Raw genomic sequence first — 25,499 nt, 5'->3', positions numbered from 1 at the left:
TCGCTAACTGCCCGTACTGCGGTACGACCGCAGCCCCACCCGCCACGCCGCCCCCGCCGCCGCGCAGCACACCACCGCCACCACCGGAGGCAGGAACACCAACGCCTCCGGCAGCCCCAACGGGTCCTCGCGGCCCAGCACGTACAGCGCCGGAATCCAGTTGACGAAGGCCAGCGGCACCACGAAGGTCACCCCGCGCACCAGGTCCTTCGCGAACAGCGACGGCGGGTACTGGAGGAGAGTCGTCCCGCCGTACGTGAACGCGTTCTGCACCTCGGCGGCGTCCTGCGCCCAGAACTGGAACGCGCCCCCCGCCACGAACACCGCCGCGAAGATCGCCGTCCCGCTCACGAGCATCACCGGGACCATCAGCACGCGCACGACCGTCCAGTCGATGTCCAGCGCCACCAGCGCGTAGCCCAGCACCAGCGCGCCCTGGAGGACCCGCCCCAGCCGGCGCAGCGCGAACCGGTCCGCCGCCACCTGCGCGAGTATCGGGACCGGCCGCACCAACAGGGAGTCGAGCGTGCCGTCGCGCACCCGGCGGCCCAGCCGGTCCATCGAGCCGATGAGGAGATCGGCGAGCCCGAAGGCCGTACAGGACGTGCCGTACAGGAAGGCGACCTCGGGCAGCGCGTAGCCGCCCAGCGAGTCCACGTGGGAGAACATCAGCAGGATCCCCACGAAGTCCAGGGCCGTCGCGGCGAAGTTACCGAGCGCGGTCATGACGAAGGACGCGCGGTACGCCATCGTGGACCGTACCCACATCGCCACGATCAGCCCGTACGCCCGCAGACCACTGCCCAGCCGGACCTGCCACGACTCCCGGGGAATCCACCGGTCCTCAGAGGCCGACCGCTCCTCAGCGATCCGCGGTTCGCCGGAAACGCGCAGCTCCTCAGCCACCCTGCACCACCACCCTCCGCGTCGCCGCGCCCTGGAGCGCCCGCCCCAGCGCCAGCAGCGCCACCGCCCACCCCGCCTGGAACCCGTACGCCCGCACCAGCCCCCACCCCGTGTGCTTGCCGAGGAGGACGTCCGCCGGGATCTGGAGCATCGACGACCAGGGCAGCGCCCGCGCCACCTCGCCGAGCGCCCCCGGGAAGAGGGTCAGCGGCAGCAGTTGCCCGGAGAAGAACATCCCCACCAGCATCGCCATCTGCCCCACCCCCGCGCCGTCCATCAGCCAGAACGCGCTGAGCGCCACCAGATAGCGGACCGCGAAGCTGACCACGACCGCGAGCAGCACGGAGAGCAGGAAGGCCGACCAGACCACCGGATTCGACGGCAGCGCCAGATCGAAGGCCAGGGCGCCGAGCACCATCGGTACGATCCCCCGGCCCAGCAGATGGAAGGCCGCCCGCCCCAGGTCACCCGCCAGCCACCACAGCTGGAGGTCGGCGGGCCGGTACAGGTCGACGGCGATGTCGCCGGTACGGATCCGTTCGATCAGCTCGTCCTGGAAGCTGCCGCCCAGCATGGCGCAGGCCATCAGGAGCGCCTGGCCGAGCCACACATAGGTGACCGCCTGCGACTGGTCGTACCCGCCGAGCCCCGGACGCTCGTCCCAGAGCGCGATGTACGTGTACGCCAGGATGAAGCCGAACGCGGTGTTGGCGAAGATCCCCGCGAGCGTGGCGATCCGGTACGTCGCATAGCGCCGGAACCCACCCGCGGCCACCACGGCGTAGAGCCGCACGACAGCCCCCTCCCCAAAACGCCCGACCCTAGCCCCCGGCCCCGCACGGCGCGACCGATATTCGGCCCGGCCACCCGCCGCCCGTACGGCCCCCGAAGTGGCAATCCACACAAACCACCCCGATCCGTTTCCCGGCCCAGGCGTGTTTCATGGATGAGCGCAGCGTTTCTTGGGGCTCCGCGACGAATGGCCTGATACGACACCGTTATGCCGGAGAGCGAACCGCCGGCGCCCGCCGAGGAGTCTTCATCCACATGAGCGACGAGCCACAGCAGCAGAGCTGGGCCCCACGGGACCCCACGGCCACGCCCCCGGCCGGCCCGGGGCAGAAGGGGCCGGGGAAGAAGGGCAAGAAGGCCGGGCGACCCAAGCGCACCGGCTGGCGCCGCCTCTTCCCCACCTGGCGCATGCTGCTCGGTACGTTCCTCTTCCTCGCGCTGCTCGTCGTCGGCGGCTTCCTCGCGGGCTACCACTACGTCCACATCCCCGCCGCCAACGCCGCCGCGACCGCCCAGTCCAACGTCTACCTGTACGCGGACGGCACCCCGCTCGCGCGGGACGGTGACGTCAACCGCGAGAACGTACAGCTGGCGCAGGTGCCGAAGACCGTACAGCGGGCCGTGCTCGCCGCCGAGGACCGCGGCTTCTACAACGAACCCGCCGTCGACCCGCAGGGCATGGTCCGCGCCGCGTGGAACACCGCGACCGGCAAGGGCACCCAGGGCGGCTCCACCATCACCCAGCAGTACGTCAAGAACTACTACCTCGGCCAGGAACAGACCGTCACCCGCAAGGCCAAGGAGTTCTTCATCGCGATCAAGCTCAACCGCGAGGAGAGCAAGGAACAGATCCTGGAGGGGTACCTCAACACCAGCTACTTCGGGCGCAACGCCTACGGCATCCAGGCCGCCGCCCAGGCGTACTACGGCAAGGACATCGAGGACGTCACCACCGCCGAGGGCGCCTACCTGGCGTCGCTGCTCAACGCCCCCAGCGAGTTCGACGTCGTCGCCCACCCGGAGAACAAGCCGGCCGCCCTCGCCCGCTGGAACTACGTCCTCGACGGCATGGTCAAGGAGGGGTGGCTGAGCCCCGCCGACCGCGCCGCGACGAAGTTCCCCACGCCAGGACCGATCAAGAACACCGCCGCCGGCCTCTCGGGACAGCGCGGCTACATCGTCCAGGCCGTCAAGGACTACCTCACCACGAACCACATCATCGACGAGAAGACCCTCGCCACCGGCGGCTACCGGATCACGACCACCCTCCAGCGCGGCAAGCAGGACGCGTTCACCCAGGCGGTCAAGGACCAGGTCACCTCCAAGCTCGACCCCGACCGGGCGGCCGACAAGAACGTGCGCGTCGGCGGCGCCTCCGTCGACCCGGCCACCGGCAAGGTCGTCGCGATGTACGGCGGGATCGACTACACCAAGCAGTACGTCAACAACGCGACCCGCCGCGACTACCAGGTCGGCTCCACCTTCAAGCCCTTCGTCTTCGCCTCCGCCGTCCAGAACGGCTCCGAGACCCAGGACGGCGAGGCCATCACGCCCAACACCGTCTACGACGGCGACAACAAGCGGATGGTCGAGGGCCCCGACGGGCCCACCGGCTACGCCCCCGCGAACGAGGACGACGTCGACTACGGCCCCATCACCGTCAGGACCGCCACCGACAAGTCCGTCAACGCGGTCTACGCGCAGATGGCGCAGGACGTCGGCCCGGCCACGGTCAAGAAGACCGCCGTCTCCCTCGGCCTCCCCGCCACCACCCCCGACCTGACCGCCTCCCCCTCCATCGCCCTCGGCCCGGCCACCGCGAGCGTCCTCGACATGGCGGAGGCGTACGCGACCCTCGCCAACCACGGCCAGCACGGCACGTACACGCTGGTCGACAAGGTCAGCAAGAACGGGGCCGACGTCCGGCTGCCCGACCGGAACCCGGAGCGGGCGATCAGCCGCGAGGCCGCCGACACCACGACGTCCATGCTGCGCAGCGTCGTGGACAGCGGCACCGGCACCGCCGCCCAGGCCGCGGGCCGCCCCGCCGCGGGCAAGACGGGCACGGCGGAGAACGACAAGGCCGCCTGGTTCGCCGGCTACACCCCGAACCTCGCCACCGTCGTCTCGGTCATGGGCGCGGACCCCGCGACGGCGAAGCAGAAGCCGCTGTACGGAGCGCTCGGCCTGGCGCGCGTCAACGGCGGCGGCCCGCCCGCGCAGATCTGGGGCCAGTACACCGCCGCGGCCCTCAAGGGCACCCCCGCCAAGGCCTTCGACCTGCGGTTGGAGGACGGCGCGCAGAACGCCTCACCCGACCCGCGGACCTCGGACGAGCCGACCGATCCGGAGGAGTCGCAGTCCCCCGACACGCAGGGCGGCACGGACGGCCCGTCCCAGGACCAGAGCCCGCCGCCGGGCCGGGACCAGGGCCAGACCGGCACCCCCAGCGACGGCGGCCCCACCGAGGGACCGACCGACGGCACGGCGGCCGGGGGCACGGACGGCGGCACCGACACCGGCGGTACGGGAACGGGCGGCGACGGGACCGCGGGCCAGGACACCGGCGGCGGTACGGCCGACGGAGGGACGGGCGGCGACACCGGGGGCGGCACGAGCGGCACGACCACGGGCGAAGGGGACGGGGGGACGGGCGGGACAGGCGGGACGGGGGACGTACCGTCGTTCCCGGGGGTGGGGCGGTAGGGACCGGCCCCCGCCGCGCGACCGGGCACGCCCTCGGCTACAGATACAGCCCGGTCGAGTCCTCGGAGCCCTCGAAACGGTCCGCCGCGACCGCGTGCAGGTCGCGCTCCCGCATCAGGACGTACGCCACCCCGCGCACCTCGACCTCGCCGCGGTCCTCGGGGTCGTACAGCACCCGGTCCCCCGGCTTCACCGTCCGTACGCTCTGCCCCACCGCGACCACCTCGGCCCAGGCCAGCCGCCGGCCGACCGCGGCCGTCGCGGGAATCAGGATGCCGCCGGAGGAACGCCGCTCGCCCTCCGCGATGTCCGTGCTCACCAGGACCCGGTCGTGGAGCATGCGGATGGGCAGCTTGTCGTCGGTGTTCTCACTCACGCCCCAGAACCTACCCGCCCGCGCGGGGCGCCCCCGCCACAGGGGCGCGACGGCCGCCGCGCCCCTCCTGGTCAGGTCACCCCCGGCGGCGGCGCGCCGACATCGCGTACAGCCCCACGACCCCCACCGCGAGCAGCGCCACCGGCACCACCCGCTCCAGCCGGGGAGCGCCGTCCATGCCGACGAACTGCGCCCGCAGACCCGCGACCGCCCTGTTCACGGCGACGAACGCCCGTCCGGCCGTCTGGTCCACACTGGAGGCCACCTTGGCCTTCGCGTCGCCGACGATCGTCTTCGGGTGCACCCGCACCCCGATCTCGTCGAGCGTCTCGGCGAGCATCCCGCGCCGGCGGACGATGTCCGCCTCGATCTGCGCCGGGGTCCTGGAATCCGACACCGCGCTGCCTCCGTCGTCGTGTCCGGTAATCCTTCGTCAGTACTTCTGTCCGTACCGCTCGACAGTCTGTCAGTTCAACGCCCCGCGCACCCGGCGGCACCCCCTATCGGGCCCGGCCGCATTACCCTCGGCAACGTACCTCCGTACGCCTGAGACCTCCGTGCGCCTGACCGCGTGTACCCCGAGATCCGGCGATACCCCCACCTCCACCGAGGAGAACCAGAACCATGAGCGAGCGACTTCAGCCCGGCGACACCGCCCCCGCCTTCACCCTGCCCGACGCGGACGGCAACGACGTCTCCCTCGGTGACCACAAGGGCCGCAAGGTCATCGTCTACTTCTACCCGGCCGCCATGACCCCCGGCTGCACCAAGCAGGCGTGCGACTTCACCGACAACCTCGACCTGCTGGCCGGCGCCGGTTACGACGTCATCGGCGTGTCGCCGGACAAGCCGGAGAAGCTGGCGAAGTTCCGGGACAAGGAGAACCTCCGGGTGACGCTGGTCGGCGACCCCGAGAAGGCCGTCCTGGGGTCGTACGGCGCCTTCGGCGAGAAGACGATGTACGGCAAGACCGTGACCGGCGTGATCCGGTCGACGATCATCGTGGACGAGGACGGCAAGGTGGAGCAGGCGCTGTACAACGTCCGGGCCACGGGCCATGTGGCCAAGATCATCAAGGACCTGGGCCTCTAGGGCGTGTCCGCGAAGAAGGGCGTCGCGGGCCAGACGCCACTTCGCGGACACGACCTAGCCGCTCAGCCCCTGAACGACTCTGTGACCGGGATCCCTCCTCCGGGGGATCCCGGTTCGCGTGCGCACTGGAGCGAGATCGCGTTCTTGGCGCGGGTGACCGACTCCTCGGAGGCCGGGCCGCCGGGGTTCTCCGTGGCCAGGGCCTGGTTGAGCGTGACGAAGGGCCGCATGCGGTCCTCGTACCGGGAGAAGGCGCCCTCGTGGCCGCCGTCCCCTTCCCCCGCCCGGCCCAGCTCGTCGGCCAGCACATGGGCGCCGACCAGGGCCAGGCTGGTGCCCTGGCCGGACAACGGGGACGCGCAGTACCCGGCGTCGCCCAGCAGCACCACCCTCCCGCGCGACCAGCGCTCCATCCGGATCTGGGCCATCGCGTCGCAGTAGAAGTCGGGCGCGGTGGCGGCGGCCTCAGCGAGTCCCTCCGCCGCCTCCCAGCGCATACCCGCGAGCCGGTCGACGACGATCTTCCGGAACAGCTCGGGGTCCCGGCCGTCGCGGCCGTCCCGGCCGCCGCCGAGCGGCTCCGACCGGAAGCCGAAGGCGATCCGCAGCTCGGCGTTGTCGCGGACGGGCATGATGCCGAAGCCGTTGTCCCCGTCCTGGAGCCACACCTGCCACTGGTCGAGGCCGAGGAAGTTGTCGGCACCGAAGACGGAGAGGTACGTGCCGAGGTGGTGCGCGTACCGCTCCTCCGGCCCGAAGGCCAGCCGCCGTACGGTCGAATGCAGCCCGTCCGCCCCCACGACCAGGTCGAAGACATGGGAGGGCGCGTGCGCGAAGTCGGCGCGTATGCCGTCCGGTTGCTCGGTGAGCGCGGTGACGGTGTCGCCGAAGAGGTACGTGCCGCCGTCGCCGGTGTGTTCGTGGAGCAGTGACACCAGGTCCTCCAGGAGGAGTTCGATGTCGTCGCTGTCCAGCCGGCCGCTGCTGTAGGCGACTTCGGTGGAGCGGTGGACCTCGTTGCCGTCGGCGTCGAGGACGGACATGCCCCGGATACGGGTACGGAGTTCCCGCGCCCGGCCGAGCAGCCCCATCCGCCCGACGACGTCGAGGGCGGCGCCGCGGATGTCGACCGCCTGACCACCGCGACGGGGCGCGGAGGCGCGCTCGACGACGGTGGGGGCGAAGCCGCGGCGGTGGAGGTGGTGGGCGAGGGCGGAGCCGGCGATGCCTGCGCCGGAAATGAGCACGGTCTTCATGCGGGAGCCCCTTTCGTACGGTGTATGCGTCTGAATGTACGGCGTACGAACAGGGCTGCCAACTGGTAGTTTGTCGTTGCTGTACTAGGTCAGAGGGCGGGAGCGGCCGTCTGGCGCGGCATCAGTCCCGCCCACCTCTGCACTAGTACAGGCGCGAAGATGTGCGAAAAAATGTCCGATGCGAGGGGACGAGGACGATGCCCAGGACCACACCACCCGAGCAGCCGCCGCCTCCGCCTCCGCCGTACCTGCGGATCGTGGCGGACATCCGGCGGCGCGTCGCGGACGGCGAACTCGCCCCCGGCGACCGGGTGCCGTCGACCCGGCAGATCGCACGGGAGTGGGGCGTGGCGGCGGCCACCGCGACGAAGGCGCTGGCGAGGCTGGGGAGGGAGGGGCTGGTGGAGGCGCGCCCGAGGGTGGGGACGGTGGTGGCGGGGCCGGCGAAGGAGCCACGCGGGGAACGCCCCCTGACGGCTCACCCCCACGGCCCCCTGCCGCCCCCCGCACTCCTCACCCGGGAGCGGATCGTCGAGGCGGCCGTGGAGATCGCCGACGCGGAGGGGCTGGCGGCGCTCTCCATGCGCGGGGTCGCGGCGCGGCTGGGGGTGGCCGCGATGTCCCCGTACCGGTACGTCGACAGCAAGGAGGACCTGGTCCTGCTGATGGCGGACGCGGCGTTCGGCGAGGCGGAGTATCCGGACGCGGCCACGCTCCCGGACGACTGGCGGACGCGGGTGGAACTGGGCACGCGCACGTTGTGGCGGCTGTACCGCAAGCACCCGTGGCTGGCCCAACTCCACCCGCTGTCGCGCCCCTTGATGCTGCCGAACCTGATGGTCCACGCCGAGTGGATGCTGAGCGCGCTGGAGGGCCACGGGCTGGATCCGGTGACGCTGTTCGACCTGCACGTACTGCTGTACAGCTACGTCCAGGGCCTCGCGGTCAACCTGGAACGCGAGGCGCAGGCGGCGGCGTCGACGGGTCTGACGGAGGACGAGTGGCTGGACGGCCAGGCGGCGGCGATGCGGCGGATCCTCACCTCCCCGCGATACCCGGCGGTGACCCGGGTGATCACAGGCCTGGGCGACGGCTACGACCTGGACCTGGACACCCTGCTGGAGTTCGGCCTGCGGCCGCTGCTGGACGGGATCGCGGTGATCGTGGAGGGCGGCCCGGGGACGACCCCGGACGCCGGTACCTGAGAACACCCCCAAAAGAGGCAACCTCCGTTCCGTTTATCGGACGTAACCAACCGATATCCGGTTCGTTGTCCCGTACGGAGAACGAACACAGACCCGGACCGGAGGGACGAAACCCATGCCAGCGAGCCCATACACACGAGAACGCCTCGCGGAGGCGGCGAGCTCGTCGAGGACGATGTCGGAGGCGCTGACGAAGTTGGGCGTCGACCAGAAGCCCGCAAAACGGCGGTACATAGCCGAGCGGATGAAAGAACTGGGTGTCGAGACCTCGCACTTCGAGCGCGAAGGGCTCCGGTGGTCCCGCGCGACACTCGAATCGGCCGTCGCGGCGTCGACAAGCATGTGCGAGGTGCTCCGACGCCTCGGGGTCGAGGTGGTCGGCGGGCAGCACACGCACATCAGCCGCCGAGTGAAGACTCTCGGCATCGACACGTCCCACTTCACGCCGCAGGCACGCACCGCGCGGATGCGCATGAACCGGAACCGCCGGTCGGCCGAGGAGATCCTGGTCGTCACGGACGAGGCCCACGCCCGCCGTACGCCCAGCTCGCGGCTCAAGCGGGCGATGGTCGACCTGGGCCGGGAGGATGGCTGCGCGCTCTGCGGCTGCGGAGCCGTCTGGCGCGGACGCCCCCTCCCCCTTGAGGTCGACCACATCAATGGTGACTGGCGCGACAACCGCATCGAGAATCTGCGGATCCTGTGCCCCAACTGCCACTCGACGACGGACACCTACCGTCGGAGCAAGCAGCGGGCGGCGAACCGATGAGCCACGTCCAGCGCTATACACAGCACAGGCTGGCCGAGGCGGCCGAACGATGCCACGACATGGACGAGGTGATCGCCTTACTGGGGACACGCCCCTACGAGCACCTGCGGCGGTACCTGACCCGGCGCTTCGCCCACTTCGGGATCGACATCTCGCATTTCCGTCCCGCCGGTGCTCGCAGGCGGAAGCCGCACCCCTCGGGCGAGGCCCTGCGGGAAGCCGTCGCCCCGTCCCTCTCCATCGCCGAGGCCCTGCGGCGCCTGGGCCTGCCGGACAGCGGCAGGCAACGAGCGTTGCTGAGGCAATGGACGAGCGACGAAGGCATCTCGACGTCCCACTTCCTGGGCCAGGCGCATCAACGCGGAAAGCCGGGCAGAACACAGGCCAGACCCCCCGAAGACGTACTCGTCAAACACAGCGGCCGGCAGCGGGCCCGTGCCGTCCAACTCCGCCGGGCTCTGTACGCGGTGGGCGTTCCCCCGCTGTGCGCCGAATGCGGGACGGGGCCGGCCTGGCGGGGCAAGCCGATGACACTGGAGGTCGACCACATTAACGGTGACTGGAGCGACAACCGCCGGGACAACCTCCGACTGCTGTGTCCCAACTGTCACGCCGTCACCCCCACGTGGTGTCGGGGAGGCACTCGGAGCCGTACGCCCTAGAGGACCGCTTGGATCCAGCTCAGCCGCCTGCCCGGTACGATGGCAGGCGGCTAGCGGCGGTGGCGCAACGGCGACGCGGCAGACTTAGGATCTGTGGCCTGTGAAAGGGCTTGAGGGTTCGAATCCCTTCCGCCGCACAGCAAACGGCCTGCGAATCGAAGGATCGATGCGCAGGCCGTTTTTTGCCGCTCCGGCCTCAGCCCAGCAGTTCCCGCACCACCGGCACCAGCGCCCGGAACGCCTTCCCCCGGTGGCTGATCGCGTTCTTCTCCCGCGGAGACAGCTCCGCGCACGTCCTCGTTTCGCCCTCCGGCTGGAGGATCGGGTCGTAGCCGAAGCCGTTCGTGCCCGACGGGGTGGTGCGGAGGGTGCCCAGGAGGCGGCCCTCGACCACGCGTTCCGTGCCGTCGGGGAGTGCCAGGGCCGCCGCGCACGCGAAGTGGGCCGCGCGGTGCGGGGGCGCGATGTCGGCGAGCTGGGCCAGGAGCAGGGTGAGGTTCGCGGTGTCGTCGCCGTGGGTGCCCGACCAGCGGGCCGAGAAGATGCCGGGCGCGCCGCCCAGGACGTCCACGCACAGGCCGGAGTCGTCGGCGACCGCCGGGAGGCCGGTGGCGTCGGCCAGGGCGTGGGCCTTGAGCAGGGCGTTCTCGGCGAAGGTGACGCCGGTTTCCTTGACGTCCGGGATGTCGGGGTAGGCGTCCGCGCCGACGAGGTCGTGGGGCAGGCCCGCGTCGGCGAGGATGGCCTTGAGTTCGGTGAGTTTCCCGGCGTTGCGGGTGGCGAGGATCAGGCGCGTCATGCCCTCAGTATCGCCCTGAGTGCCGGCGCCTCACGGCGTGCAGATCTTGCCTATCTCCGTCGCCGCGTCCGTGATCGGCGTGAGGTCGGGGCTGTTGTCGCCGTCCTTGACCGCCGTACGGACGTTGTTCACGCCGTCGGACAGCTGGTCCACCGCCTTGCTCAGGTCGGCGTTGTCCGTCTTGTCGTTGAGGTTGTCGAGTTCGCTGTCGATGCCGCTCAGCGCGTCATCGATCTTCAGCGGGTCGTCGCCCGCGTCGGATATCGCCTGCTGGAGGTTGCCGACGCTGTCGCTGATGGCCTCGGCGGTCTGGACGCAGTCGACCGCCTTGTCGAGTGCGCCGCACCCCGCCACCGCGCTCAGGGTGAGCATCGTGGCTGCTGCGGCGAGTGCGGTACGGCGGTGGCGCGGGCCCATCTCGGATCCCCCCGGGGATAAAAGGTCGTACGCGGACGGGCGTACGGTTCGGCCCGTACGCCCGTACGCGTAAAGACGCCTGGGGGTGATCCTTGGTTGCGCCTTTACCCGGTGGTGAGCCCCGCTCAGCCGCCGAGCGTTCCCTCCAGCGCCGCGCGCTGGATCGTCGCGAGGTCCGTGCAGCCGGCTGTCGCGAGGTCGAGGAGCGTGTTGAGTTCCTTGCGGTCGAACGGCTCCGCCTCCGCCGTGCCCTGGATCTCGACGAAGCGGCCGTCGCCGGTGCAGACGACGTTCATGTCGGTGTCCGCGCGGACGTCTTCCTCGTACCGCAGGTCGAGCAGCGGTGTGCCGTCCACGATGCCGACGCTGACCGCCGCGACCGTACCGACGAGCGGCTTGCGTCCCGCCTTCACGATCTTCTTGCCCTGCGCCCAGGCGACCGCGTCGGCGAGGGCGACGTACGCGCCCGTGATGGCGGCGGTGCGGGTGCCGCCGTCGGCCTGGAGGACGTCACAGTCGAGGACGATGGTGTTCTCGCCGAGCGCCTTGTAGTCGATGACGGCGCGCAGGGAGCGGCCGATGAGCCGGCTGATCTCGTGCGTACGGCCGCCGATCTTGCCGCGTACGGATTCCCGGTCGCCGCGGGTGTTGGTGGCGCGGGGCAGCATCGAGTACTCGCCGGTGACCCAGCCTTCCCCGCTGCCCTTGCGCCAGCGGGGGACGCCTTCGGTGAAGGAGGCGGTGCAGAGGACTTTGGTGTCGCCGAAGGAGACGAGGACGGAGCCCTCGGCGTGCTTGCTCCATCCGCGTTCGATGGTGACGGGGCGGAGCTGTTCGGGGGTGCGGCCGTCGATGCGAGACATGGCCAAGAGCCTAGCGGGGATGGGTGAGGGGCCCGTTCCGGTGGTACGCGTACGGGCCCCGGCGAGCGATCAGGCCGTCCTCACATCATGTCTTCGATGTCCGCCGCGATGGGGTCCGCGTCCGTCCCGATGACCACCTGGATCGCCGTGCCCATCTTGACGACACCGTGGGCCCCGGCGGCCTTCAGCGCCTTCTCGTCGACGAGGGAGGGGTCCACGACCTCGGTGCGGAGGCGGGTGATGCAGCCCTCGACCTCTTCGATGTTCTCGAGCCCGCCGAGCCCGGCGACGATCTTCTCAGCCTTGGTGGCCATGTCTTTCTCCAGCTCTAGAGCGTTTTGTCACAGTAACGTTTTGTCACGGTAACGCACGGTCGCCCCATCTTCACGGGCGGGCGACCGGCTCACAACGTACCCCAACTGGTCTACACCAGTTCCGCCGCGAGCGCGGCGACGACTATGGCCCAGACCACATTTACAGAGGTTCCTTATTTAACCCACACCATGTTAGAACTGGTCTACACCACTCAGTGGTGTAGACCACACGGCCGCGCGCTGTGTTCAAGCTGACGCCGCCGTCACCCCTTCGCTCGTCCCCCTGTCCCCTGGCGGCGCCATGTCTTCTGGAGGAAGTTGATGACTACGGCCACCGCCGCGGCGGCACCCGCGCCCGCCCCCGCCAAGAAGCGGGGCTCCGGAGTGTTCCAGGGCCTTCAGAAGGTGGGGCGCAGTCTTCAGCTGCCGATCGCTGTTCTGCCCGCCGCGGGCCTGATGGTCCGCCTGGGCGCCCCCGACGTCTTCGGCAAGGACGGGCTCGGCTGGGACAAGGTCGCCTCCGTCTTCAGCAACGCCGGCGGCGCCCTGACCGGCGCCCTGCCGCTGCTGTTCTGCGTCGGTGTGGCCATCGGCTTCGCCAAGAAGTCGGACGGCTCCACGGCGCTCGCCGCGCTCGTCGGCTTCCTGGTCTACAGCAAGGTGCTCCAGTCGTTCCCGGTCACGGACGCCGTGATCACACCGAAGGCCGACATAGCCGCGACGTACAACGACCCGGGTGTGTTCGGCGGCATCATCATGGGGCTGCTCGCCGCGGTGCTGTGGCAGCGCTTCCACCGTACAAAACTGGTCGACTGGCTCGGCTTCTTCAACGGCCGCCGGCTCGTCCCGATCATCATGGCCTTCGTCGGCACGATCGTCGGTGTGATCTTCGGTCTGGCCTGGGAGCCCATCGGCGACGGCATCACCGACGTGGGCCAGTGGATCACGGGGCTCGGCTCCGGCGGGTCCGCGCTCTTCGGCGCCGTGAACCGCGGTCTGATCCCCGTCGGCATGCATCAGTTCGTGAACACGGTGGCGTGGTTCCAGCTCGGTGACTTCAAGGACGCGGCCGGGGTGGTCGTCCACGGTGACTACAACCGCTTCCTCGCCGGTGACCCGAGCGCCGGGATGTTCATGTCGGGCTTCTTCCCGATCATGATGTTCGGCCTGCCCGCCGCCGCCCTCGCCATGGCGCACACCGCCCGCCCCGAGCGCCGCAAGGCCGTGCTGGGCATGATGATCTCGCTGGCCCTCACGTCGTTCGTGACCGGGGTGACCGAGCCCATCGAGTTCTCGTTCATGTTCATCGCGCCGCTGCTCTACGTGATCCACGTGGTCCTCACGGCGGCCTCGATGGCGCTGACCTGGTCCCTGGGCGTCCATGACGGCTTCAACTTCTCCGCCGGAGCCATCGACTACGCGCTGAACTGGAACATCGCCACCCGCCCCTGGCTGATCATCCCCATCGGGCTGGTGTTCGCCGCGATCTACTACGGCGTCTTCCGGTACGCGATCGTCAGGTTCGACCTGAAGACTCCGGGGCGTGAGCCCGAGGAAGAGGTCGACGACCTCACGAAGGCGTAGAGACAAGTAGGGACAACACGTCGAAGCCCCCGTCTCTCCTCGGAGAGACGGGGGCTTCGACGCGCCGTCAGACGGCAGGCGTCAGGCGTCAGAGCTCGTACACCGCCCCCGGCACCGCCAGTTCGGCCGGACCGTCGTACACCGCGCGGGCGTCGGACAGGTTCCGTTCGGCGTCCGTCCACGGCGGGATGTGGGTGAGCACCAGCCGCCGCGCCCGGGCGCGGGCGGCGTGGGCGCCGGCCTCGCGGCCGTTGAGGTGCAGGCCGGGGATGTCTTCCTTGCCGTACGTGAACGCCGCCTCGCACAGGAACAGGTCCGTGTCCTCGGCCAGCTCGACCAGCGGTTCGCACACGCCGGTGTCTCCCGAGTAGGTGAGCGAGCGGCCGCCGTGCTCGATGCGTACGCCGAAGGTGTCGACGGGGTGCGCGACCTTCTCCGTACGTACCTGGAAGGGGCCGATGTCGAAGGAGCCCGGCTTGAGCGTGTGGAAGTCGAAGACCTCACTCATGGACTTGTCCGTCGGGGTGTCCGCGTAAGCCGTGGTGAGCCGCTGTTCGGTGCCTTCGGGGCCGTACACCGGCAGGGCGCCGCAGCGCCCGCCGTCGAAGCGGTAGTAGCGGGCGACAAAATACCCGCACATGTCTATGCAGTGGTCCGCGTGGAGATGGCTGAGGAAGATGGCGTCGAGGTCGTACAGACCGACATGGCGTTGCAACTCGCCCAGGGCGCCGTTGCCCATGTCGAGGAGCAACCTGAAGCCGTCGGCCTCTACGAGGTAGCTGGAGCAGGCCGATCCCACCGAGGGAAAGGAGCCCGAGCAGCCGACGACGGTGAGCTTCATGGAGCGTGAACCTCCGTTGCGTGGACGGGGGTCGTTCGGTCTTCGAGCGTAAGGCGCGAAAGGGCCGGTCGCTCCTCCACACCGGTCGTCTGTGGGCGAACTCACCTGCTCTGTCACCGGTTCGGATGGATCGCCGGTTCGGCGCGATACCTTCGGCGGGGCGATACCTTCGGCGTCATGAATACGACGTGGTGGATCGTTCTGGTCGTCGTGGTGGCGCTCGCGCTGATCGCCTCGGTGGTGGACGGCTGGGGCCGCAGCCCCCGGCCGGGTGGCAGGACCAGGCCGCCGGGAGGTCCCGCCCGTGCGCCGAAGCGGACCGGGCGGCCCGTCCCGGGGGAGATCTGGTGGGCGAATGTTCCGTTCGAGGACGGCCCCGGGTCGAAGGACCGGCCGTGTCTGGTCCTGTCGGTCCGGGGGAACAGCGCGCGGGTCGTGAAGATCACGACGAAGCAGCACGACGGCCCCGGTGTCATCCTTCTGCCGCCCGACACGGTGGGCGACGCGCAGGGCCGCCGGAGCTATCTGGAGACGGGTGAGCTGAGGAACGTACGGCTCAAGGACTTCCGGCGGCGGGCGTCGCGGGTGGATCCGGCGTTGTGGGAGCGGGTGCGGGATCTGGCGGGGTGACCGTTGCGGGTTCTTGTGCGGGTGCGGATGCGGGTGCGGGTGCTTGTGCCGGTGCGGGCGTGCGGGTGGGGCACACGGCCTTCGGCCGCGTGGTGTCCTCAATCGCCGGACGGGCTTGACGTGTGCCGAACGGGCTTGGTTTTGCTCCCGTCACGCCCACAGCTGGCCGTGCAGCGTCTCGATCGCCTCTTCCGTCGTGGCCGCCGTGTACACGCCCGTCGACAGGTACTTCCAGCCGCCGTCCGCCACGACGAACACGATGTCCGCGCTCTCGCCCGCCTTGACCGCCTTCTTGCCGACGCCGATCGCCGCGTGGAGCGCGGCGCCGGTGGAGACGCCGGCGAAGATGCCCTCCTGCTGGAGGAGTTCACGGGTACGGGTCACCGCGTCGGCCGAGCCGACGGAGAAGCGGGTGGTGAGGACGGACGCGTCGTACAGCTCCGGTACGAAGCCCTCGTCCAGGTTCCGCAGTCCGTACACGACGTCGTCGTAGCGCGGCTCGGCCGCGACGATCTTGATGTCGGGCTTGTGCTCGCGCAGGAACCGGCCGACCCCCATCAGCGTGCCCGTCGTGCCGAGGCCGGCCACGAAGTGGGTGACGGACGGCAGGTCGGCGAGGATCTCGGGGCCGGTGGTGGCGTAGTGGGCGCCCGCGTTGTCGGGGTTGCCGTACTGGTAGAGCATCACCCAGTCGGGGTTCTTCGCCGCCAGCTCCTTCGCGACCTTCACGGCCGTGTTGGAGCCGCCCGCCGCCGGGGACGGGATGATCTCCGCGCCCCACATGGTGAGCAGGTCGCGCCGCTCCCGTGAGGTGTTCTCCGGCATGACGCAGACGATCCGGTAGCCCTTGAGCTTGGCCGCCATCGCGAGCGAGATGCCGGTGTTGCCGCTGGTGGGCTCCAGGATCGTGCAGTCCGGGGTGAGCCGTCCGTCCTTCTCGGCCTGCTCGACCATGTGCAGGGCGGGCCGGTCCTTGACGGAGCCGGTCGGGTTGCGGTCCTCCAGCTTGGCCCAGATCCGGACGTCGTCCGAGGGCGACAGCCGGGGAAGCCGTACCAGAGGGGTGTTGCCGACCGCCGCCAGCGGGGATTCGTAGCGCATCAGGCCGTGTGCGTCTCGGGAGCGCCGCCGGCGACCGCCGGGAGGATGGTGACGCTGTCGCCGTCGGACAGGCTGGTGGAGATGCCGTCCAGGAAGCGGACGTCCTCGTCGTTCAGGTAGACGTTGACGAAGCGGCGGAGCTGGTTGCCCGCGGCCGGGTCGATGAGCCGCTCGCGGATGCCGGCGTGGCGGGTGTCGAGGTCGGCGAACAGGTCCGAGAGCGTGTCGCCGGTGCCCTCGACGGCCTTCGCTCCGTCGGTGTAGGTGCGGAGGATGGTCGGGATGCGGACCTCGATGGCCATGACGTGGGCTCCTTGTCGGTGCTGCGGGGCGGGAGGAACGGGCCGGGCGGGAGAAGTATGGGCGCGCGGCTCGCGCCCCCGCGCGGAGGGGGTGGTGCGGCGGTAGGGACGCGGGCGGCGTACGGGCCTGGCGGAGGCTCTCGTTCCGGCCCGGGCGTCGGGGCTCAGCCGGCCGCGTCAGGACACGCGTCGGGACAGATGGCGCTCGCGAGGCGGCACAGGTCGACGTGCAGCCGCGCCACGAGCAGCGGGGTGCTCGGCGTCTTGTCGCTCACGTCGGGAAGAACCATGCGGTCATCGTATCGATTCCCGCTTCGCATCCCGATAGGCCGTCTCGCCCGGCGGACGAAAGGTGTTCGTCAGGTGGACGGCGGCAGGTAGACCACCAGGGGTCTGCCGGTCACCGGATGCTCGCTGACCTCGGCTTTCACGCCGTAGACGGTGTCGAGGAGTGCGGGGGTGAGGACGTCGTGCGGGGTGCCTGAGGCGACGATCCGGCCCGCCCGGAGGACGTAGATCCGGTCGCAGTAGTGGGCGGCGAGGTTGAGATCGTGCAGGGCGAGGAGGTTGGTGGTCCCCGATCGTTTGATCAGGGTGAGGATGCCGAGCTGGTAGCCGATGTCGAGGTGGTTGGTCGGCTCGTCCAGGACGAGCAGGGCCGGCCGCTGGACCAGGGCGCGGGCGACGAGGGCGCGCTGGCGTTCGCCGCCGGACAGGGTGGGGAAGGCGCGCGGGGCGAGGTCGGCGATCCCGACCCGTGCGAGGGCCTCGTCGGCGAGGGTGGTGTCGGCGGCGGTGTCGGCCTCCCAGAAGCGTTTGTGCGGGGAGCGGCCCATGGCGACGACCTCCCTGACGGTGAGTTCGAACTCGGTGCCGCCGTCCTGCGGGACGGTGGCGATCCGGCGGGCCCGTTCCCTGGGGGTCATCGTGTGCAGGTCGCGCCCGTCGAGCAGGGCGCGTCCGTGGCTGGGCCGCAGCGTCCCGTACACGCAGCGCAGCAGGGTGGTCTTGCCGCTGCCGTTGGGGCCGACGAGTCCGACGGTCTCGCCGGGCGCGGCGGTGAGGTCGGCGCGGTCGACGAGGACGCGTCCGCCCGCCTCGTACGACAGTCCTTCGAGGGACAGTGAGGCGGTCATACGGGGGGCTCCTTCCGGACTCGTCGTGCGACGGCTCCTTCCGTACGCGTCATACGGGGGATCCTTCCGGGCGGCGGCGCATCAGCCAGAGGAAGAACGGGCCGCCGGTGAGCCCGGTGAGCACGCCGACGGGGATGTCCTGTGGGGCGGCGACGGTACGGGCCGCGAGGTCGGCGGCGACGAGGACGACGGCCCCGCCGAGCGCGGCGACGGGCAGCAGGACGCGGTGGGTGGCGCCGACGGCCATCCGGGCGGCGTGCGGGACGAGCAGTCCGATGAAGCCCACGGCGCCGCTGGCGGCGACCATGACGCCGGTGACCAGGGAGGCGAGGACGAAGACGGCGGCGCGGAAGCGGGCGGTGTCCAGGCCGAGGGCGGTCGCGCCCTCCTCGCCGAGGAGGAGCAGGTCGAGCGGCCGGGCGAGCGCCATGAGGACGGCGGTGCCGAGGGTGAGGACGAGGCCGGGCAGCAGGAGGGTGGACCAGCGGGCGCTGCCGAGGCCGCCCATCGACCAGTAGAGGGCTTCCTGGAAGTGCTCGGGGCGGGCGGAGACGACCAGGACGAGGGTGGTGAGGGCGGTGAGGATGTACGAGACGGTGACGCCGGCGAGGACGAGCCGGCCGCCGGTCAGTTCGCCGCCGCGCCGCGCGAGCCCGTAGACGAGGACCATCGCGACGAGGGAGCCGGCGAAGGCCGCGGCGGGCATGGCGACGGTGGTGGTGATTCCGCCGCCGACGCCGAGCACGAGGACCAGGACGGCGCCGGTGGACGCGCCGGAGGAGATGCCGAGGAGGAAGGGGTCGGCGAGCCGGTTGCGTACGAGTGCCTGGAGGACGGTCCCGACGACGGCGAGCCCGGCGCCGACGACCGCGCCGAGGAGGACGCGCGGCAGTCGTACGTCGAGCACGATCGTACGGAAGGGGCCGGGTTCCGCCCGCCCGGTCAGGGCGGCGAGGACCTGACCGGGCGGGATGCGGACGGAGCCGAGGGCGAGGGCCGCGACAACGGCGGCGGCGAGTGCGGCGGCGAGGCCGGTCAGCACGAGGGTGTGGCGTATCCGCCCGCGGGCGGGCGGGGTGGTGGCGCTCACCGGGTCTTACTTCACGGTCTCGGGGTGGAGTTGCGCGGCGAGTTCCGCGATGGCGTCGGGGGCGCGGACGCCGAGGACGACCTCGGAGAGGGGCATGACGGCGAACCGCTTGTTCCTGACCGCCGGGACGTCCTTGAGCACGGGGTCGTCCAGGAGGCGCTTCTCCTTCTGGGCGACGGTGGTGGAGCCGTAGTCGTAGATGACGACGGTCTCGGGCCTGCGGGCGACGACCTGTTCCCAGGTGGCGTCGCCGAAGGACTTGTCGAGGCCGGCGAAGACGTTGCGGCCGCCGGCGCGGGTGATCAGTTCGTTGCCGATGCCCTTGCCGCCCGCGGTGAAGGCGGTCTTGTCGCCGCTGTCGTAGACGAAGACGGAGAGCGGCTCGACGTCCTTGAGGTCCTCGGCGGTGTGCGCGACGGTGGTGCGGGCGTGGGCGATCCACTTCTCGGCGCGGTCGGGGACGCCGAAGGTGCGGCCGACCTCCCGTACCTCCTGGTAGACGTCGTCCAGGGTGGTCTTCCCCGTGGTGCAGTTCTCCAGGTTGAGCCGGGTGTTCACGCCGGAGTTCTTGAGCGCGTCGCGGCTGCGGCCGTCCCCGGCGTCGAAGGCGCTGGAGTAGCCGCCGTAGACGAAGTCGGGGTCGGCGGCGAGGAGCTTCTCCTTGGAGGGGTACTCCTTGGCGAGGACCGGGACGTCCGCGTAGGCCTTGGCGTAGGCCGGGAGGATCTTGTCGTCCAGGTAGGCGGTGCCGGCCAGGGACTTCTGGAGGCCGAGGGCCAGCATGACCTCGGTGGCGTGCTGGTTCATGGTGACCACCTGCTTCGGCGGGGCCTGGTAGGTGGTGGTCACGCCGCAGTTGGTGACGGTGTACGGGAAGCCCTGGGGGGCGTCGGCGGCGGGCTTCGCACGGGTCGCGTCCCTGCCGTCCGTGCTGTCGCCGCAGGCGGCGAGCGGGAGGAGGGCGGCGGACAGGGCGACGGCTATGAGCGCGCGGCGGCGCCCGGGAATGACATGCACGGCTGGGCCTCCTCCAGGGGATTTCCGCGTCCCCTGGTTGGTGGAAGAAGGGCGGCAGGTCAGTTCCTGGCTGCCGGGCCCCGGAGGGCTCGGTCACAGTGGCGGGACCGCGCCGGATTCGCACCGGCTTCCTGGGTCCTGCCGCCTCGGGTTCGCCGGTCAGTCTCTCAGACGCCCTCGGGGCCGTCCGCGACGACCTCGACGTCCTCTTCCGTGACCTGGCCGTCGACGATGCGGTACGAGCGGAACTGGAACGGGCCGAGGCCGTCGCTGTCGGCGGTGGAGACCAGCACGTAGTGGGCCCCGGGCTCGTTCGCGTACGTGATGTCGGTACGGGACGGGTAGGCCTCGGTCGCCGTGTGGGAGTGGTAGACGATCACCGGGTCCTCGTCGCGGTCGTCCATGTCCCGGTAGAGCTTGAGCAGGTCGGCCGAGTCGAACTCGTAGAAGGTGGGCGAGCGCGCGGCGTTGAGCATGGGGATGAAGCGCTCGGGGCGCCCGCTGCCGGCCGGGCCCGCGACCACGCCGCAGGCCTCGTCGGGGTGGTCGCGTCGGGCGTGCGCGACGATCTGGTCGTGCAGGGCCTGGCTGATGGTGAGCATGCTGGAAATATAAACGGACCCGGCCCCGCGGAGGGCGGGGCCGGGTCGGGTGTACGGAGGCCGGGGCCGGTCCCGTACAGAAGGCGATTACTGCGCCAGGAGCCGCTTACTCCGCCGCGGAGGCGTACTCGGGCGCGTCGCTCTCGGTGCTCCCGGTCGTACGGCGCTGGAGGAACCGCCAGCCCACCGCGAGACCCACGGCCCAGACCGCGCCGACGTACAGGGAGACCCGCGCGTCCTTGTCGTACGCGATCAGGCACGTGACGAGCGCCAGGAAGGCGACCGCGACCCAGCTGAACACCGCTCCTCCCGGGGCCGGGAAGGAGGACGCGGGCAGGCGGCCCGCGTCGACGGCTCGGCGGTAGCGGATGTGGCTGACCAGGATCATCAGCCACGTCCAGACCCCGGCGGCGGTCGCCACGGACGTGACGTACCCGAACGCCTTCTCCGGGACGATGTAGTTGAGGATCACGCCGATGCCCATCAGGGCGACGGAGACGGTGATGCCGAGCGCCGGGGTCCTGCGGGAGTTGAGCCTGCCGAAGGCCTTGGGCGCCTCGCTGTTGGCGGCGAGGCCGCGCAGCATCCGGCCGGTGGAGTACATGCCGGAGTTGCAGGAGGAAAGCGCGGCGGTGAGCACCACGAAGTTGACGATGCCCGCGGCGAGCGGGATGCCCATCTTCTCGAAGGCGTACACGAACGGGCTGGTGCCGGCGGAGAACTCGGTCCATTTGACGACGGCGAGGATGACGGAGAGCGCGCCGACGTAGAACACGATGATGCGCCAGGGCAGGGTGTTGATCGCCTTGGGGAGGGTCTTCTCGGGGTTCTCGGACTCGCCCGCGGTGACGCCGACGAGTTCGACGGCGAGGTAGGCGAACATCACGCCCTGGAGGGTCATCAGGCTGGAGCCGATGCCGTTGGGGAAGACGCCGTCGTGCGCGTAGAGGTTGGAGGCCTGCGCGGTGTCACCGGCCTCGGAGAAGCCGAGGGTGAGGACGCCGAGGCCGATCACGATCATGCCGATGATGGCGGTGACCTTGATCATCGAGAACCAGAACTCGACCTCGCCGAAGATCTTCACCGAGATCAGGTTCACACCGAAGAGGACAACGAGGAACACCAGCGCGCTGACCCACTGCGGGATCGCGGGGAACCAGAAGTGGATGTAGATGGCGGCGGCGGTCAGCTCGGCCATGCCGGTGACCACCCACATCAGCCAGTACGTCCACCCCGTCGCGAACCCGAAGAACGGGCCGAGGAACTCCCGGGCGTACTCCGCGAAGGAGCCCGACACCGGGCGGTAGAGCAGCAGTTCGCCGAGGGCCCGCATGATGAAGAAGATCACGACGCCGGCGAGGGCGTACATGAGGATGATGCTGGGCCCCGCCTTGGCGATGTTCGCTCCGGCGCCCATGAAGAGGCCGACGCCGATGGCGCCGCCGATCGCGATCATCTGGACCTGCCTGCTGCCCAGTCCGCGCTCGTAGCCCTCTTCGCCGGTGTCCTCTCCACCGGTACGGGGAGCGGCCTCGCCGCCGTCGCCGTGCCCCTTGTCGACCTGCGCAGAGGTCATGGTGATGCGCCCTTTCTCCCTGCCGGTCCACGCCGTCGTCGGCGGTGGACCGGTTCCTGATCCCCCCGGATACGGATGGAGTGCCGTCGGCGGTCGGCCGCTGGAAACACCCCCGGGGACAGGGGTGGCGTCCCCGGGGGGTCGTGCAGATCTATCACGGTGGAGGGGGTGACGGAGGAGCCGCGCTGTGGCGGAGGGCACAGGAAGAAGTGGACAAATTTCATCCGCGATCGCAAACGTCACGGGAGCGGTGACGTGATCGTTATGCCGAATTGAGGCTCCGCTGAGCGAACGGGAGGGGGCCGGCGCGGGCCCCCTCCACCCAGCCCGCGTCAGGACATCAGCGTCTCGACGAGGCTCTCCTGGAGCGCGCCGAGCCAGAGGTACGCCATCACCATCGGCTTGCGCGGATCGGTGTCGGGCAGCCGGTACAGCTCGGCGCCCTCGTCCTCGTCGGTGACCTCCAGGCGGGTGCCTATGGTCAGCCGGAGGTCGTTGAGGGCGCCCAGCCAGTGCCGGCACTCCTCGCCGGACAGCTTGAGGACGGCGCCGCCCTCGCCCGTGGGGCCCAGCGCGTCGAGCGAGCGGACGACGGCGATCCCGTCGGCGCGCTTGCGGTCCCGCAGGTCGTTCTCCGTGAAGCGCCTGAACTCCGAGGAGAACTCCTTCAGTTCCTCGTCGTCGTCGCCGTACGCGTCCGGGAAGAGCCGGGCCAGCGCGGGGTCCTCGGGCGGTTCGCTGGGGCCGACCGCGAAGAGCGCGGCGAGCGGGTCCTCGCCCTGGGCCGGCTCGTCGCCGGGGCCGATCAGCTCCAGCAACTGCATGGCCAGGGAGCGCAGGATCGAGATCTCCACCTCGTCGAGCGCGACGGCCGCGCCGCCGCCCGGGGTGGCCTCGAAGTGCCCGGCCATCAGTCGCGGTCCTGGGTCAGGGTCGCCCAGAGGCCGTATCCGTGCATCGCCTGCACGTCGCGTTCCATCTCCTCGCGGCTGCCGCTGGAGACGACCGCGCGGCCCTTGTGGTGGACGTCGAGCATCAGTTCGTGTGCCTTGTCCTTGGAGTAGCCGAAATACGTCTGGAAGACGTACGCCACATAACTCATGAGGTTGACCGGGTCGTTGTGGACGATCGTCAGCCAGGGCACGTCGGGTTCGGGGACGACGTATGTCTCCTCGGCCGATTCGGGGCGTTCGATCTCAGTCGGAGCAACACTCACGGTTCGGGACGACCTTCTTCTCTGCCGGTTGCAGCCCGGGATTCAGCCCTGCACGACCCATGCTGCCACCCACGGGGGCCGGTCGCACAAACGACTCCGCGGCGGCCGGAAAAGAAATCGTCACTCTGACGAGTATTGGGGGTAGCATCGTTCCCATGAACACTGCGGACCTTGGGCTGCCGGTGGACGTGCCGTCGACCGCGCTCTTCACCGACCAGTACGAGCTGACCATGCTCCGAGCCGCCCTCCAGGCCGGTACGGCCGACCGCCGCTCGGTCTTCGAGGTCTTCACCCGGCGGCTGCCCGAGGGGCGCAGGTACGGGGTCGTCGCGGGCACCGGGCGCGTCCTGGACGCCGTGGAGAACTTCCGCTTCGACGCGGACGTGCTGCGCTTCCTGCGGGAGCGGGAGATCGTCGACGAGGCGACGCTGTCCTGGCTGGCCTCGTACCGCTTCGGCGGGGACATCTGGGGCTACCCGGAGGGCGAGACGTACTTCCCGGGGTCGCCGATCCTGCGGGTGGAGGGCTCCTTCGCCGAGTGCGTGCTGCTGGAGACCGTGATCCTGTCGATCCTCAACCACGACTCGGCGATCGCCGCGGCGGCCTCCCGGATGTCGGCGGCGGCCGGGGGACGGCCACTGATCGAGATGGGCGCGCGGCGCACGCACGAGCTGTCGGCGGTGGCGGCGGCGCGCGCCGCGTACGTCGGCGGGTTCGACACGACGTCGGACCTCGCCGCCGGCTTCCGGTACGGCATCCCGACCGTGGGCACGAGCGCGCACGCCTTCACGCTGCTGCACGACACCGAGCGCGACGCGTTCCGGGCGCAGGTCGACGCGCTCGGGCAGGGCACCACGCTGCTGGTGGACACGTACGACGTGGCCGAGGCCGTGCGTACGGCGGTGGAGGTGGCGGGGCCCGAACTGGGCGCCGTCCGCATCGACTCGGGTGACCTGCTGCTGGTCGCGCACCGGGTACGGCAGCAGCTGGACGAGCTGGGCGCGGTGAACACCCGGATCGTGGTCACCTCCGACCTGGACGAGTACGCGATCGCCTCGCTGGCGGCGGCCCCGGTGGACGCGTACGGCGTCGGGACCCAACTGGTCACCGGCAGCGGGCATCCGACGTGCTCGATGGTCTACAAGATCGTGGCGCGCGCGGAGTCGGCGGATCCGGCGGCCCCGCTCGTGCCGGTGGCGAAGAAGTCCCTGGGCGGGAAGACGTCCATCGGCGGCCGCAAGTGGGCCGCGCGGCGGCGGGACGCGGAGGGCCGCGCGGAGGCCGAGGTGCTCGGCACCGGAGCCGTACCGGCCGAGCTGCTCGACAGCCAGCTGCTGGTACAGCTGGTCAAGGGCGGCAGGGTGGTGGCCCGCGAGCCGCTGGACGCGGCCCGGGACCGGCATTTCGCGTCACGGGCGGGGCTGCCGATGTCGGCGATCCAGCTCTCGCGCGGGGAGCCGGTGATTCCGACCGTGTACCTCTGACCGACGCCCGTCCCCTCCCCCCGGGGCGGCGGAGTCTCTAGGCTCAAAACCGCCCCGAAGCCGTCCGCTCCCACCGAAGGAAATCCGCCATGCACCGCGCCTTGATCGTCGTCGACGTTCAGAACGACTTCTGCGAGGGCGGGAGCCTCGCGGTGGAGGGGGGCGCCGATGTGGCCGCCGCCATCACCGACCTGATCGGCGAGGCGACCGCCGTGTACCGCCACGTGGTGGCGACCCGCGACCGCCACGTCGACCCGGGCGCCCACTTCGCCGCGGCTCCGGACGTCCCGGACTTCGAGACGACCTGGCCCGTGCACTGCGTGGCCGGTACGGAGGGGGTGGGCTTCCACCCCAACTTCGCCCCGGCGGTGGCCTCCGGCGCGATCGACGCGGTCTTCGACAAGGGCGCGTACACGGGGGCGTACAGCGGCTTCGAGGGCACGGACGAGAACGGCGCCGGACTGGCGGACTGGCTGCGGGAGCGCGGGGTGACCGAGGTCGACGTGGTCGGCATAGCCACGGACCACTGCGTACGGGCCACGGCCCTGGACGCGGCGCGTGAGGGATTCGTCACACACGTACTCCTGGACCTGACGGCAGGCGTGTCCCGAGAAACGACGGACCGGGCCCTGGAAGAGATGCGAGCAGCAGGAGTCACCCTCACAGGCAAGCCGCTGGTGGCCTGATCCACCCCACCCCCCGTCACCACGACAAACCCAGCCCGTCCGGCGCTTGAGGACACCTACGGCCGAAGGCCGTGCCC

29 protein-coding genes, 1 tRNA gene and 1 riboswitch are annotated in these 25,499 nt (G+C 70.6%); of the genes, 10 read left to right on the top strand and 20 right to left on the bottom strand.

All coding sequences use genetic code 11. The features are described from left to right. Window positions 1-3 precede the first annotated feature (3 nt). Together ACIO1C_RS06470 and ACIO1C_RS06465 are read right to left on the bottom strand one after the other, a co-directional pair. Window positions 4-870, bottom strand: a complete 867-nt coding sequence (locus ACIO1C_RS06470; RefSeq protein ID WP_401859939.1) for an ABC transporter permease — start codon at window positions 868-870, stop codon at window positions 4-6. 28 nt (window positions 871-898) lie between these two features. Continuing rightward, window positions 899-1,699: an ABC transporter permease gene (locus ACIO1C_RS06465; RefSeq protein ID WP_401859264.1), complete on the bottom strand. Its 801-nt coding sequence runs from the start codon at window positions 1,697-1,699 to the stop codon at window positions 899-901. A 254-nt stretch (window positions 1,700-1,953) separates the two neighbouring features. Here ACIO1C_RS06465 and ACIO1C_RS06460 point away from each other — a divergent pair, with 254 nt between their 5' ends. Then, window positions 1,954-4,404, top strand: coding sequence for a transglycosylase domain-containing protein (locus ACIO1C_RS06460; RefSeq protein WP_401859262.1), 2,451 nt, complete (start codon window positions 1,954-1,956; stop codon window positions 4,402-4,404). A gap of 37 nt (window positions 4,405-4,441) precedes the next feature. Here ACIO1C_RS06460 and ACIO1C_RS06455 read toward each other — a convergent pair whose 3' ends face one another. After that, window positions 4,442-4,744 (bottom strand): co-chaperone GroES, encoded by a 303-nt coding sequence (locus ACIO1C_RS06455; protein ID WP_161309485.1) that lies wholly within the window; start codon window positions 4,742-4,744, stop codon window positions 4,442-4,444. 112 nt (window positions 4,745-4,856) lie between these two features. Beyond that, entirely contained in the window at window positions 4,857-5,177 is a 321-nt protein-coding gene (locus ACIO1C_RS06450) for a DUF3618 domain-containing protein (RefSeq protein WP_401859260.1), read from the bottom strand. Window positions 5,178-5,404: 227 nt separating this feature from the next. Here ACIO1C_RS06450 and bcp point away from each other — a divergent pair, with 227 nt between their 5' ends. Then, entirely contained in the window at window positions 5,405-5,872 is a 468-nt protein-coding gene (bcp, locus tag ACIO1C_RS06445; protein WP_401859258.1) for a thioredoxin-dependent thiol peroxidase, read from the top strand. A gap of 62 nt (window positions 5,873-5,934) precedes the next feature. Here bcp and ACIO1C_RS06440 read toward each other — a convergent pair whose 3' ends face one another. After that, window positions 5,935-7,128, bottom strand: a complete 1,194-nt coding sequence (locus ACIO1C_RS06440) for an FAD-dependent monooxygenase (RefSeq protein ID WP_401859256.1) — start codon at window positions 7,126-7,128, stop codon at window positions 5,935-5,937. A 197-nt stretch (window positions 7,129-7,325) separates the two neighbouring features. Between ACIO1C_RS06440 and ACIO1C_RS06435 the strand changes: the two genes are divergently transcribed. The 4 genes from ACIO1C_RS06435 (at window position 7,326) to ACIO1C_RS06420 (ending at window position 9,901) form a co-directional block, all read left to right on the top strand. After that, complete coding sequence (locus tag ACIO1C_RS06435; RefSeq protein ID WP_401859254.1) at window positions 7,326-8,333, top strand: GntR family transcriptional regulator; 1,008 nt, start codon at window positions 7,326-7,328, stop codon at window positions 8,331-8,333. Between the two features lie 115 nt (window positions 8,334-8,448). Then, window positions 8,449-9,102, top strand: a complete 654-nt coding sequence (locus ACIO1C_RS06430; RefSeq protein WP_401859252.1) for an HNH endonuclease signature motif containing protein — start codon at window positions 8,449-8,451, stop codon at window positions 9,100-9,102. Next, entirely contained in the window at window positions 9,099-9,764 is a 666-nt protein-coding gene (locus tag ACIO1C_RS06425) for an HNH endonuclease (RefSeq protein ID WP_401859250.1), read from the top strand. Before ACIO1C_RS06430 ends, ACIO1C_RS06425 begins: the two co-directional genes overlap by 4 nt. A 53-nt stretch (window positions 9,765-9,817) precedes the next feature. Beyond that, window positions 9,818-9,901 (top strand) — tRNA-Leu (locus tag ACIO1C_RS06420). Between the two features lie 59 nt (window positions 9,902-9,960). Here ACIO1C_RS06420 and rdgB read toward each other — a convergent pair. The 4 genes from rdgB to ACIO1C_RS06400 all read right to left on the bottom strand — a co-directional run bounded on the left by rdgB (window position 9,961) and on the right by ACIO1C_RS06400 (window position 12,157). Further along, window positions 9,961-10,563: an RdgB/HAM1 family non-canonical purine NTP pyrophosphatase gene (rdgB, locus tag ACIO1C_RS06415; protein WP_401859248.1), complete on the bottom strand. Its 603-nt coding sequence runs from the start codon at window positions 10,561-10,563 to the stop codon at window positions 9,961-9,963. A 30-nt stretch (window positions 10,564-10,593) separates the two neighbouring features. Further along, a complete protein-coding gene (locus tag ACIO1C_RS06410; protein WP_401859246.1) occupies window positions 10,594-10,980 on the bottom strand; it encodes a hypothetical protein in 387 nt (128 codons plus the stop codon). Window positions 10,981-11,105: 125 nt separating this feature from the next. Beyond that, window positions 11,106-11,843: a ribonuclease PH gene (rph, locus tag ACIO1C_RS06405; protein WP_401859245.1), complete on the bottom strand. Its 738-nt coding sequence runs from the start codon at window positions 11,841-11,843 to the stop codon at window positions 11,106-11,108. 80 nt (window positions 11,844-11,923) lie between these two features. Continuing rightward, window positions 11,924-12,157 (bottom strand): glucose PTS transporter subunit EIIB, encoded by a 234-nt coding sequence (locus ACIO1C_RS06400; protein WP_401859243.1) that lies wholly within the window; start codon window positions 12,155-12,157, stop codon window positions 11,924-11,926. 321 nt (window positions 12,158-12,478) lie between these two features. Between ACIO1C_RS06400 and ACIO1C_RS06395 the strand changes: the two genes are divergently transcribed. Beyond that, on the top strand, window positions 12,479-13,741 hold the full coding sequence (locus ACIO1C_RS06395; protein WP_401859241.1) for a PTS transporter subunit EIIC: 1,263 nt from the start codon (window positions 12,479-12,481) through the stop codon (window positions 13,739-13,741). An 88-nt stretch (window positions 13,742-13,829) separates the two neighbouring features. On the opposite strand, the gene ACIO1C_RS06390 is transcribed toward ACIO1C_RS06395, so the two are convergent. Continuing rightward, a complete protein-coding gene (locus ACIO1C_RS06390; protein WP_401859239.1) occupies window positions 13,830-14,582 on the bottom strand; it encodes an MBL fold metallo-hydrolase in 753 nt (250 codons plus the stop codon). 177 nt (window positions 14,583-14,759) lie between these two features. Here ACIO1C_RS06390 and ACIO1C_RS06385 point away from each other — a divergent pair, with 177 nt between their 5' ends. Next, window positions 14,760-15,212, top strand: coding sequence for a type II toxin-antitoxin system PemK/MazF family toxin (locus ACIO1C_RS06385; protein WP_401859237.1), 453 nt, complete (start codon window positions 14,760-14,762; stop codon window positions 15,210-15,212). 150 nt (window positions 15,213-15,362) lie between these two features. Here ACIO1C_RS06385 and ACIO1C_RS06380 read toward each other — a convergent pair whose 3' ends face one another. The 10 genes from ACIO1C_RS06380 to clpS all read right to left on the bottom strand — a co-directional run bounded on the left by ACIO1C_RS06380 (window position 15,363) and on the right by clpS (window position 23,252). Continuing rightward, window positions 15,363-16,313: a PLP-dependent cysteine synthase family protein gene (locus tag ACIO1C_RS06380; RefSeq protein WP_401859235.1), complete on the bottom strand. Its 951-nt coding sequence runs from the start codon at window positions 16,311-16,313 to the stop codon at window positions 15,363-15,365. Then, window positions 16,313-16,615 (bottom strand): MoaD/ThiS family protein, encoded by a 303-nt coding sequence (locus ACIO1C_RS06375; protein WP_401859233.1) that lies wholly within the window; start codon window positions 16,613-16,615, stop codon window positions 16,313-16,315. The genes ACIO1C_RS06380 and ACIO1C_RS06375 overlap by 1 nt, the downstream gene beginning before the upstream one ends. Before the next feature lie 164 nt (window positions 16,616-16,779). Beyond that, window positions 16,780-16,905, bottom strand: coding sequence for a putative leader peptide (locus ACIO1C_RS06370; RefSeq protein WP_401859231.1), 126 nt, complete (start codon window positions 16,903-16,905; stop codon window positions 16,780-16,782). 69 nt (window positions 16,906-16,974) lie between these two features. Next, on the bottom strand, window positions 16,975-17,751 hold the full coding sequence (locus ACIO1C_RS06365) for an ABC transporter ATP-binding protein (RefSeq protein ID WP_401859229.1): 777 nt from the start codon (window positions 17,749-17,751) through the stop codon (window positions 16,975-16,977). A 49-nt stretch (window positions 17,752-17,800) separates the two neighbouring features. Next, a complete protein-coding gene (locus ACIO1C_RS06360) occupies window positions 17,801-18,841 on the bottom strand; it encodes a FecCD family ABC transporter permease (RefSeq protein WP_401859227.1) in 1,041 nt (346 codons plus the stop codon). 6 nt (window positions 18,842-18,847) lie between these two features. Continuing rightward, entirely contained in the window at window positions 18,848-19,858 is a 1,011-nt protein-coding gene (locus tag ACIO1C_RS06355; protein ID WP_401859225.1) for an ABC transporter substrate-binding protein, read from the bottom strand. A gap of 60 nt (window positions 19,859-19,918) precedes the next feature. Beyond that, window positions 19,919-19,992: riboswitch (cobalamin riboswitch) on the bottom strand. Window positions 19,993-20,025: 33 nt separating this feature from the next. After that, window positions 20,026-20,460: a Mov34/MPN/PAD-1 family protein gene (locus ACIO1C_RS06350; RefSeq protein WP_401859223.1), complete on the bottom strand. Its 435-nt coding sequence runs from the start codon at window positions 20,458-20,460 to the stop codon at window positions 20,026-20,028. 106 nt (window positions 20,461-20,566) lie between these two features. Continuing rightward, window positions 20,567-22,036 (bottom strand): amino acid permease, encoded by a 1,470-nt coding sequence (locus ACIO1C_RS06345; protein WP_401859221.1) that lies wholly within the window; start codon window positions 22,034-22,036, stop codon window positions 20,567-20,569. A 332-nt stretch (window positions 22,037-22,368) separates the two neighbouring features. Then, complete coding sequence (locus ACIO1C_RS06340; protein WP_401859219.1) at window positions 22,369-22,947, bottom strand: DUF2017 domain-containing protein; 579 nt, start codon at window positions 22,945-22,947, stop codon at window positions 22,369-22,371. Continuing rightward, entirely contained in the window at window positions 22,947-23,252 is a 306-nt protein-coding gene (gene clpS, locus ACIO1C_RS06335) for an ATP-dependent Clp protease adapter ClpS (RefSeq protein WP_401859217.1), read from the bottom strand. Before clpS ends, ACIO1C_RS06340 begins: the two co-directional genes overlap by 1 nt. Window positions 23,253-23,407: 155 nt before the next feature. Here clpS and ACIO1C_RS06330 point away from each other — a divergent pair, with 155 nt between their 5' ends. Further along, the gene (locus tag ACIO1C_RS06330; protein ID WP_401859215.1) at window positions 23,408-24,736 is read left to right on the top strand and encodes a nicotinate phosphoribosyltransferase; all 1,329 of its coding nucleotides are present in this window, start codon (window positions 23,408-23,410) and stop codon (window positions 24,734-24,736) included. Between the two features lie 89 nt (window positions 24,737-24,825). Further along, window positions 24,826-25,422 (top strand): nicotinamidase, encoded by a 597-nt coding sequence (locus tag ACIO1C_RS06325; RefSeq protein WP_401859213.1) that lies wholly within the window; start codon window positions 24,826-24,828, stop codon window positions 25,420-25,422. Window positions 25,423-25,499 lie beyond the last annotated feature (77 nt).

The organism is Streptomyces sp. NPDC087420 (assembly GCF_044744165.1).
GTDB lineage: Bacteria > Actinomycetota > Actinomycetes > Streptomycetales > Streptomycetaceae > Streptomyces.
Note: the sequence above shows the minus strand (reverse complement) of the source record. Positions and strands in the feature narration are given on the sequence as shown.

Coding starts and splice junctions, on each gene's coding strand:
- ACIO1C_RS06410 (WP_401859246.1), bottom strand. CDS start 10,980: ATGGGCCCGCGCCACCGCCGTACCGCACTCGCCGCAGCAGCCACGATG.
- ACIO1C_RS06435 (WP_401859254.1), top strand. CDS start 7,326: ATGCCCAGGACCACACCACCCGAGCAGCCGCCGCCTCCGCCTCCGCCG.
- ACIO1C_RS06375 (WP_401859233.1), bottom strand. CDS start 16,615: ATGGCCATCGAGGTCCGCATCCCGACCATCCTCCGCACCTACACCGAC.
- ACIO1C_RS06325 (WP_401859213.1), top strand. CDS start 24,826: ATGCACCGCGCCTTGATCGTCGTCGACGTTCAGAACGACTTCTGCGAG.
- ACIO1C_RS06380 (WP_401859235.1), bottom strand. CDS start 16,313: ATGCGCTACGAATCCCCGCTGGCGGCGGTCGGCAACACCCCTCTGGTA.
- ACIO1C_RS06350 (WP_401859223.1), bottom strand. CDS start 20,460: ATGCTCACCATCAGCCAGGCCCTGCACGACCAGATCGTCGCGCACGCC.
- ACIO1C_RS06370 (WP_401859231.1), bottom strand. CDS start 16,905: ATGGTTCTTCCCGACGTGAGCGACAAGACGCCGAGCACCCCGCTGCTC.
- ACIO1C_RS06395 (WP_401859241.1), top strand. CDS start 12,479: ATGACTACGGCCACCGCCGCGGCGGCACCCGCGCCCGCCCCCGCCAAG.
- ACIO1C_RS06365 (WP_401859229.1), bottom strand. CDS start 17,751: ATGACCGCCTCACTGTCCCTCGAAGGACTGTCGTACGAGGCGGGCGGA.
- ACIO1C_RS06400 (WP_401859243.1), bottom strand. CDS start 12,157: ATGGCCACCAAGGCTGAGAAGATCGTCGCCGGGCTCGGCGGGCTCGAG.
- ACIO1C_RS06425 (WP_401859250.1), top strand. CDS start 9,099: ATGAGCCACGTCCAGCGCTATACACAGCACAGGCTGGCCGAGGCGGCC.
- ACIO1C_RS06330 (WP_401859215.1), top strand. CDS start 23,408: ATGAACACTGCGGACCTTGGGCTGCCGGTGGACGTGCCGTCGACCGCG.
- rdgB (WP_401859248.1), bottom strand. CDS start 10,563: ATGACGCGCCTGATCCTCGCCACCCGCAACGCCGGGAAACTCACCGAA.
- ACIO1C_RS06340 (WP_401859219.1), bottom strand. CDS start 22,947: ATGGCCGGGCACTTCGAGGCCACCCCGGGCGGCGGCGCGGCCGTCGCG.
- ACIO1C_RS06385 (WP_401859237.1), top strand. CDS start 14,760: ATGAATACGACGTGGTGGATCGTTCTGGTCGTCGTGGTGGCGCTCGCG.
- ACIO1C_RS06430 (WP_401859252.1), top strand. CDS start 8,449: ATGCCAGCGAGCCCATACACACGAGAACGCCTCGCGGAGGCGGCGAGC.
- bcp (WP_401859258.1), top strand. CDS start 5,405: ATGAGCGAGCGACTTCAGCCCGGCGACACCGCCCCCGCCTTCACCCTG.
- ACIO1C_RS06440 (WP_401859256.1), bottom strand. CDS start 7,128: ATGAAGACCGTGCTCATTTCCGGCGCAGGCATCGCCGGCTCCGCCCTC.
- ACIO1C_RS06390 (WP_401859239.1), bottom strand. CDS start 14,582: ATGAAGCTCACCGTCGTCGGCTGCTCGGGCTCCTTTCCCTCGGTGGGA.
- ACIO1C_RS06345 (WP_401859221.1), bottom strand. CDS start 22,036: ATGACCTCTGCGCAGGTCGACAAGGGGCACGGCGACGGCGGCGAGGCC.
- ACIO1C_RS06455 (WP_161309485.1), bottom strand. CDS start 4,744: ATGCTCCACGACCGGGTCCTGGTGAGCACGGACATCGCGGAGGGCGAG.
- ACIO1C_RS06460 (WP_401859262.1), top strand. CDS start 1,954: ATGAGCGACGAGCCACAGCAGCAGAGCTGGGCCCCACGGGACCCCACG.
- rph (WP_401859245.1), bottom strand. CDS start 11,843: ATGTCTCGCATCGACGGCCGCACCCCCGAACAGCTCCGCCCCGTCACC.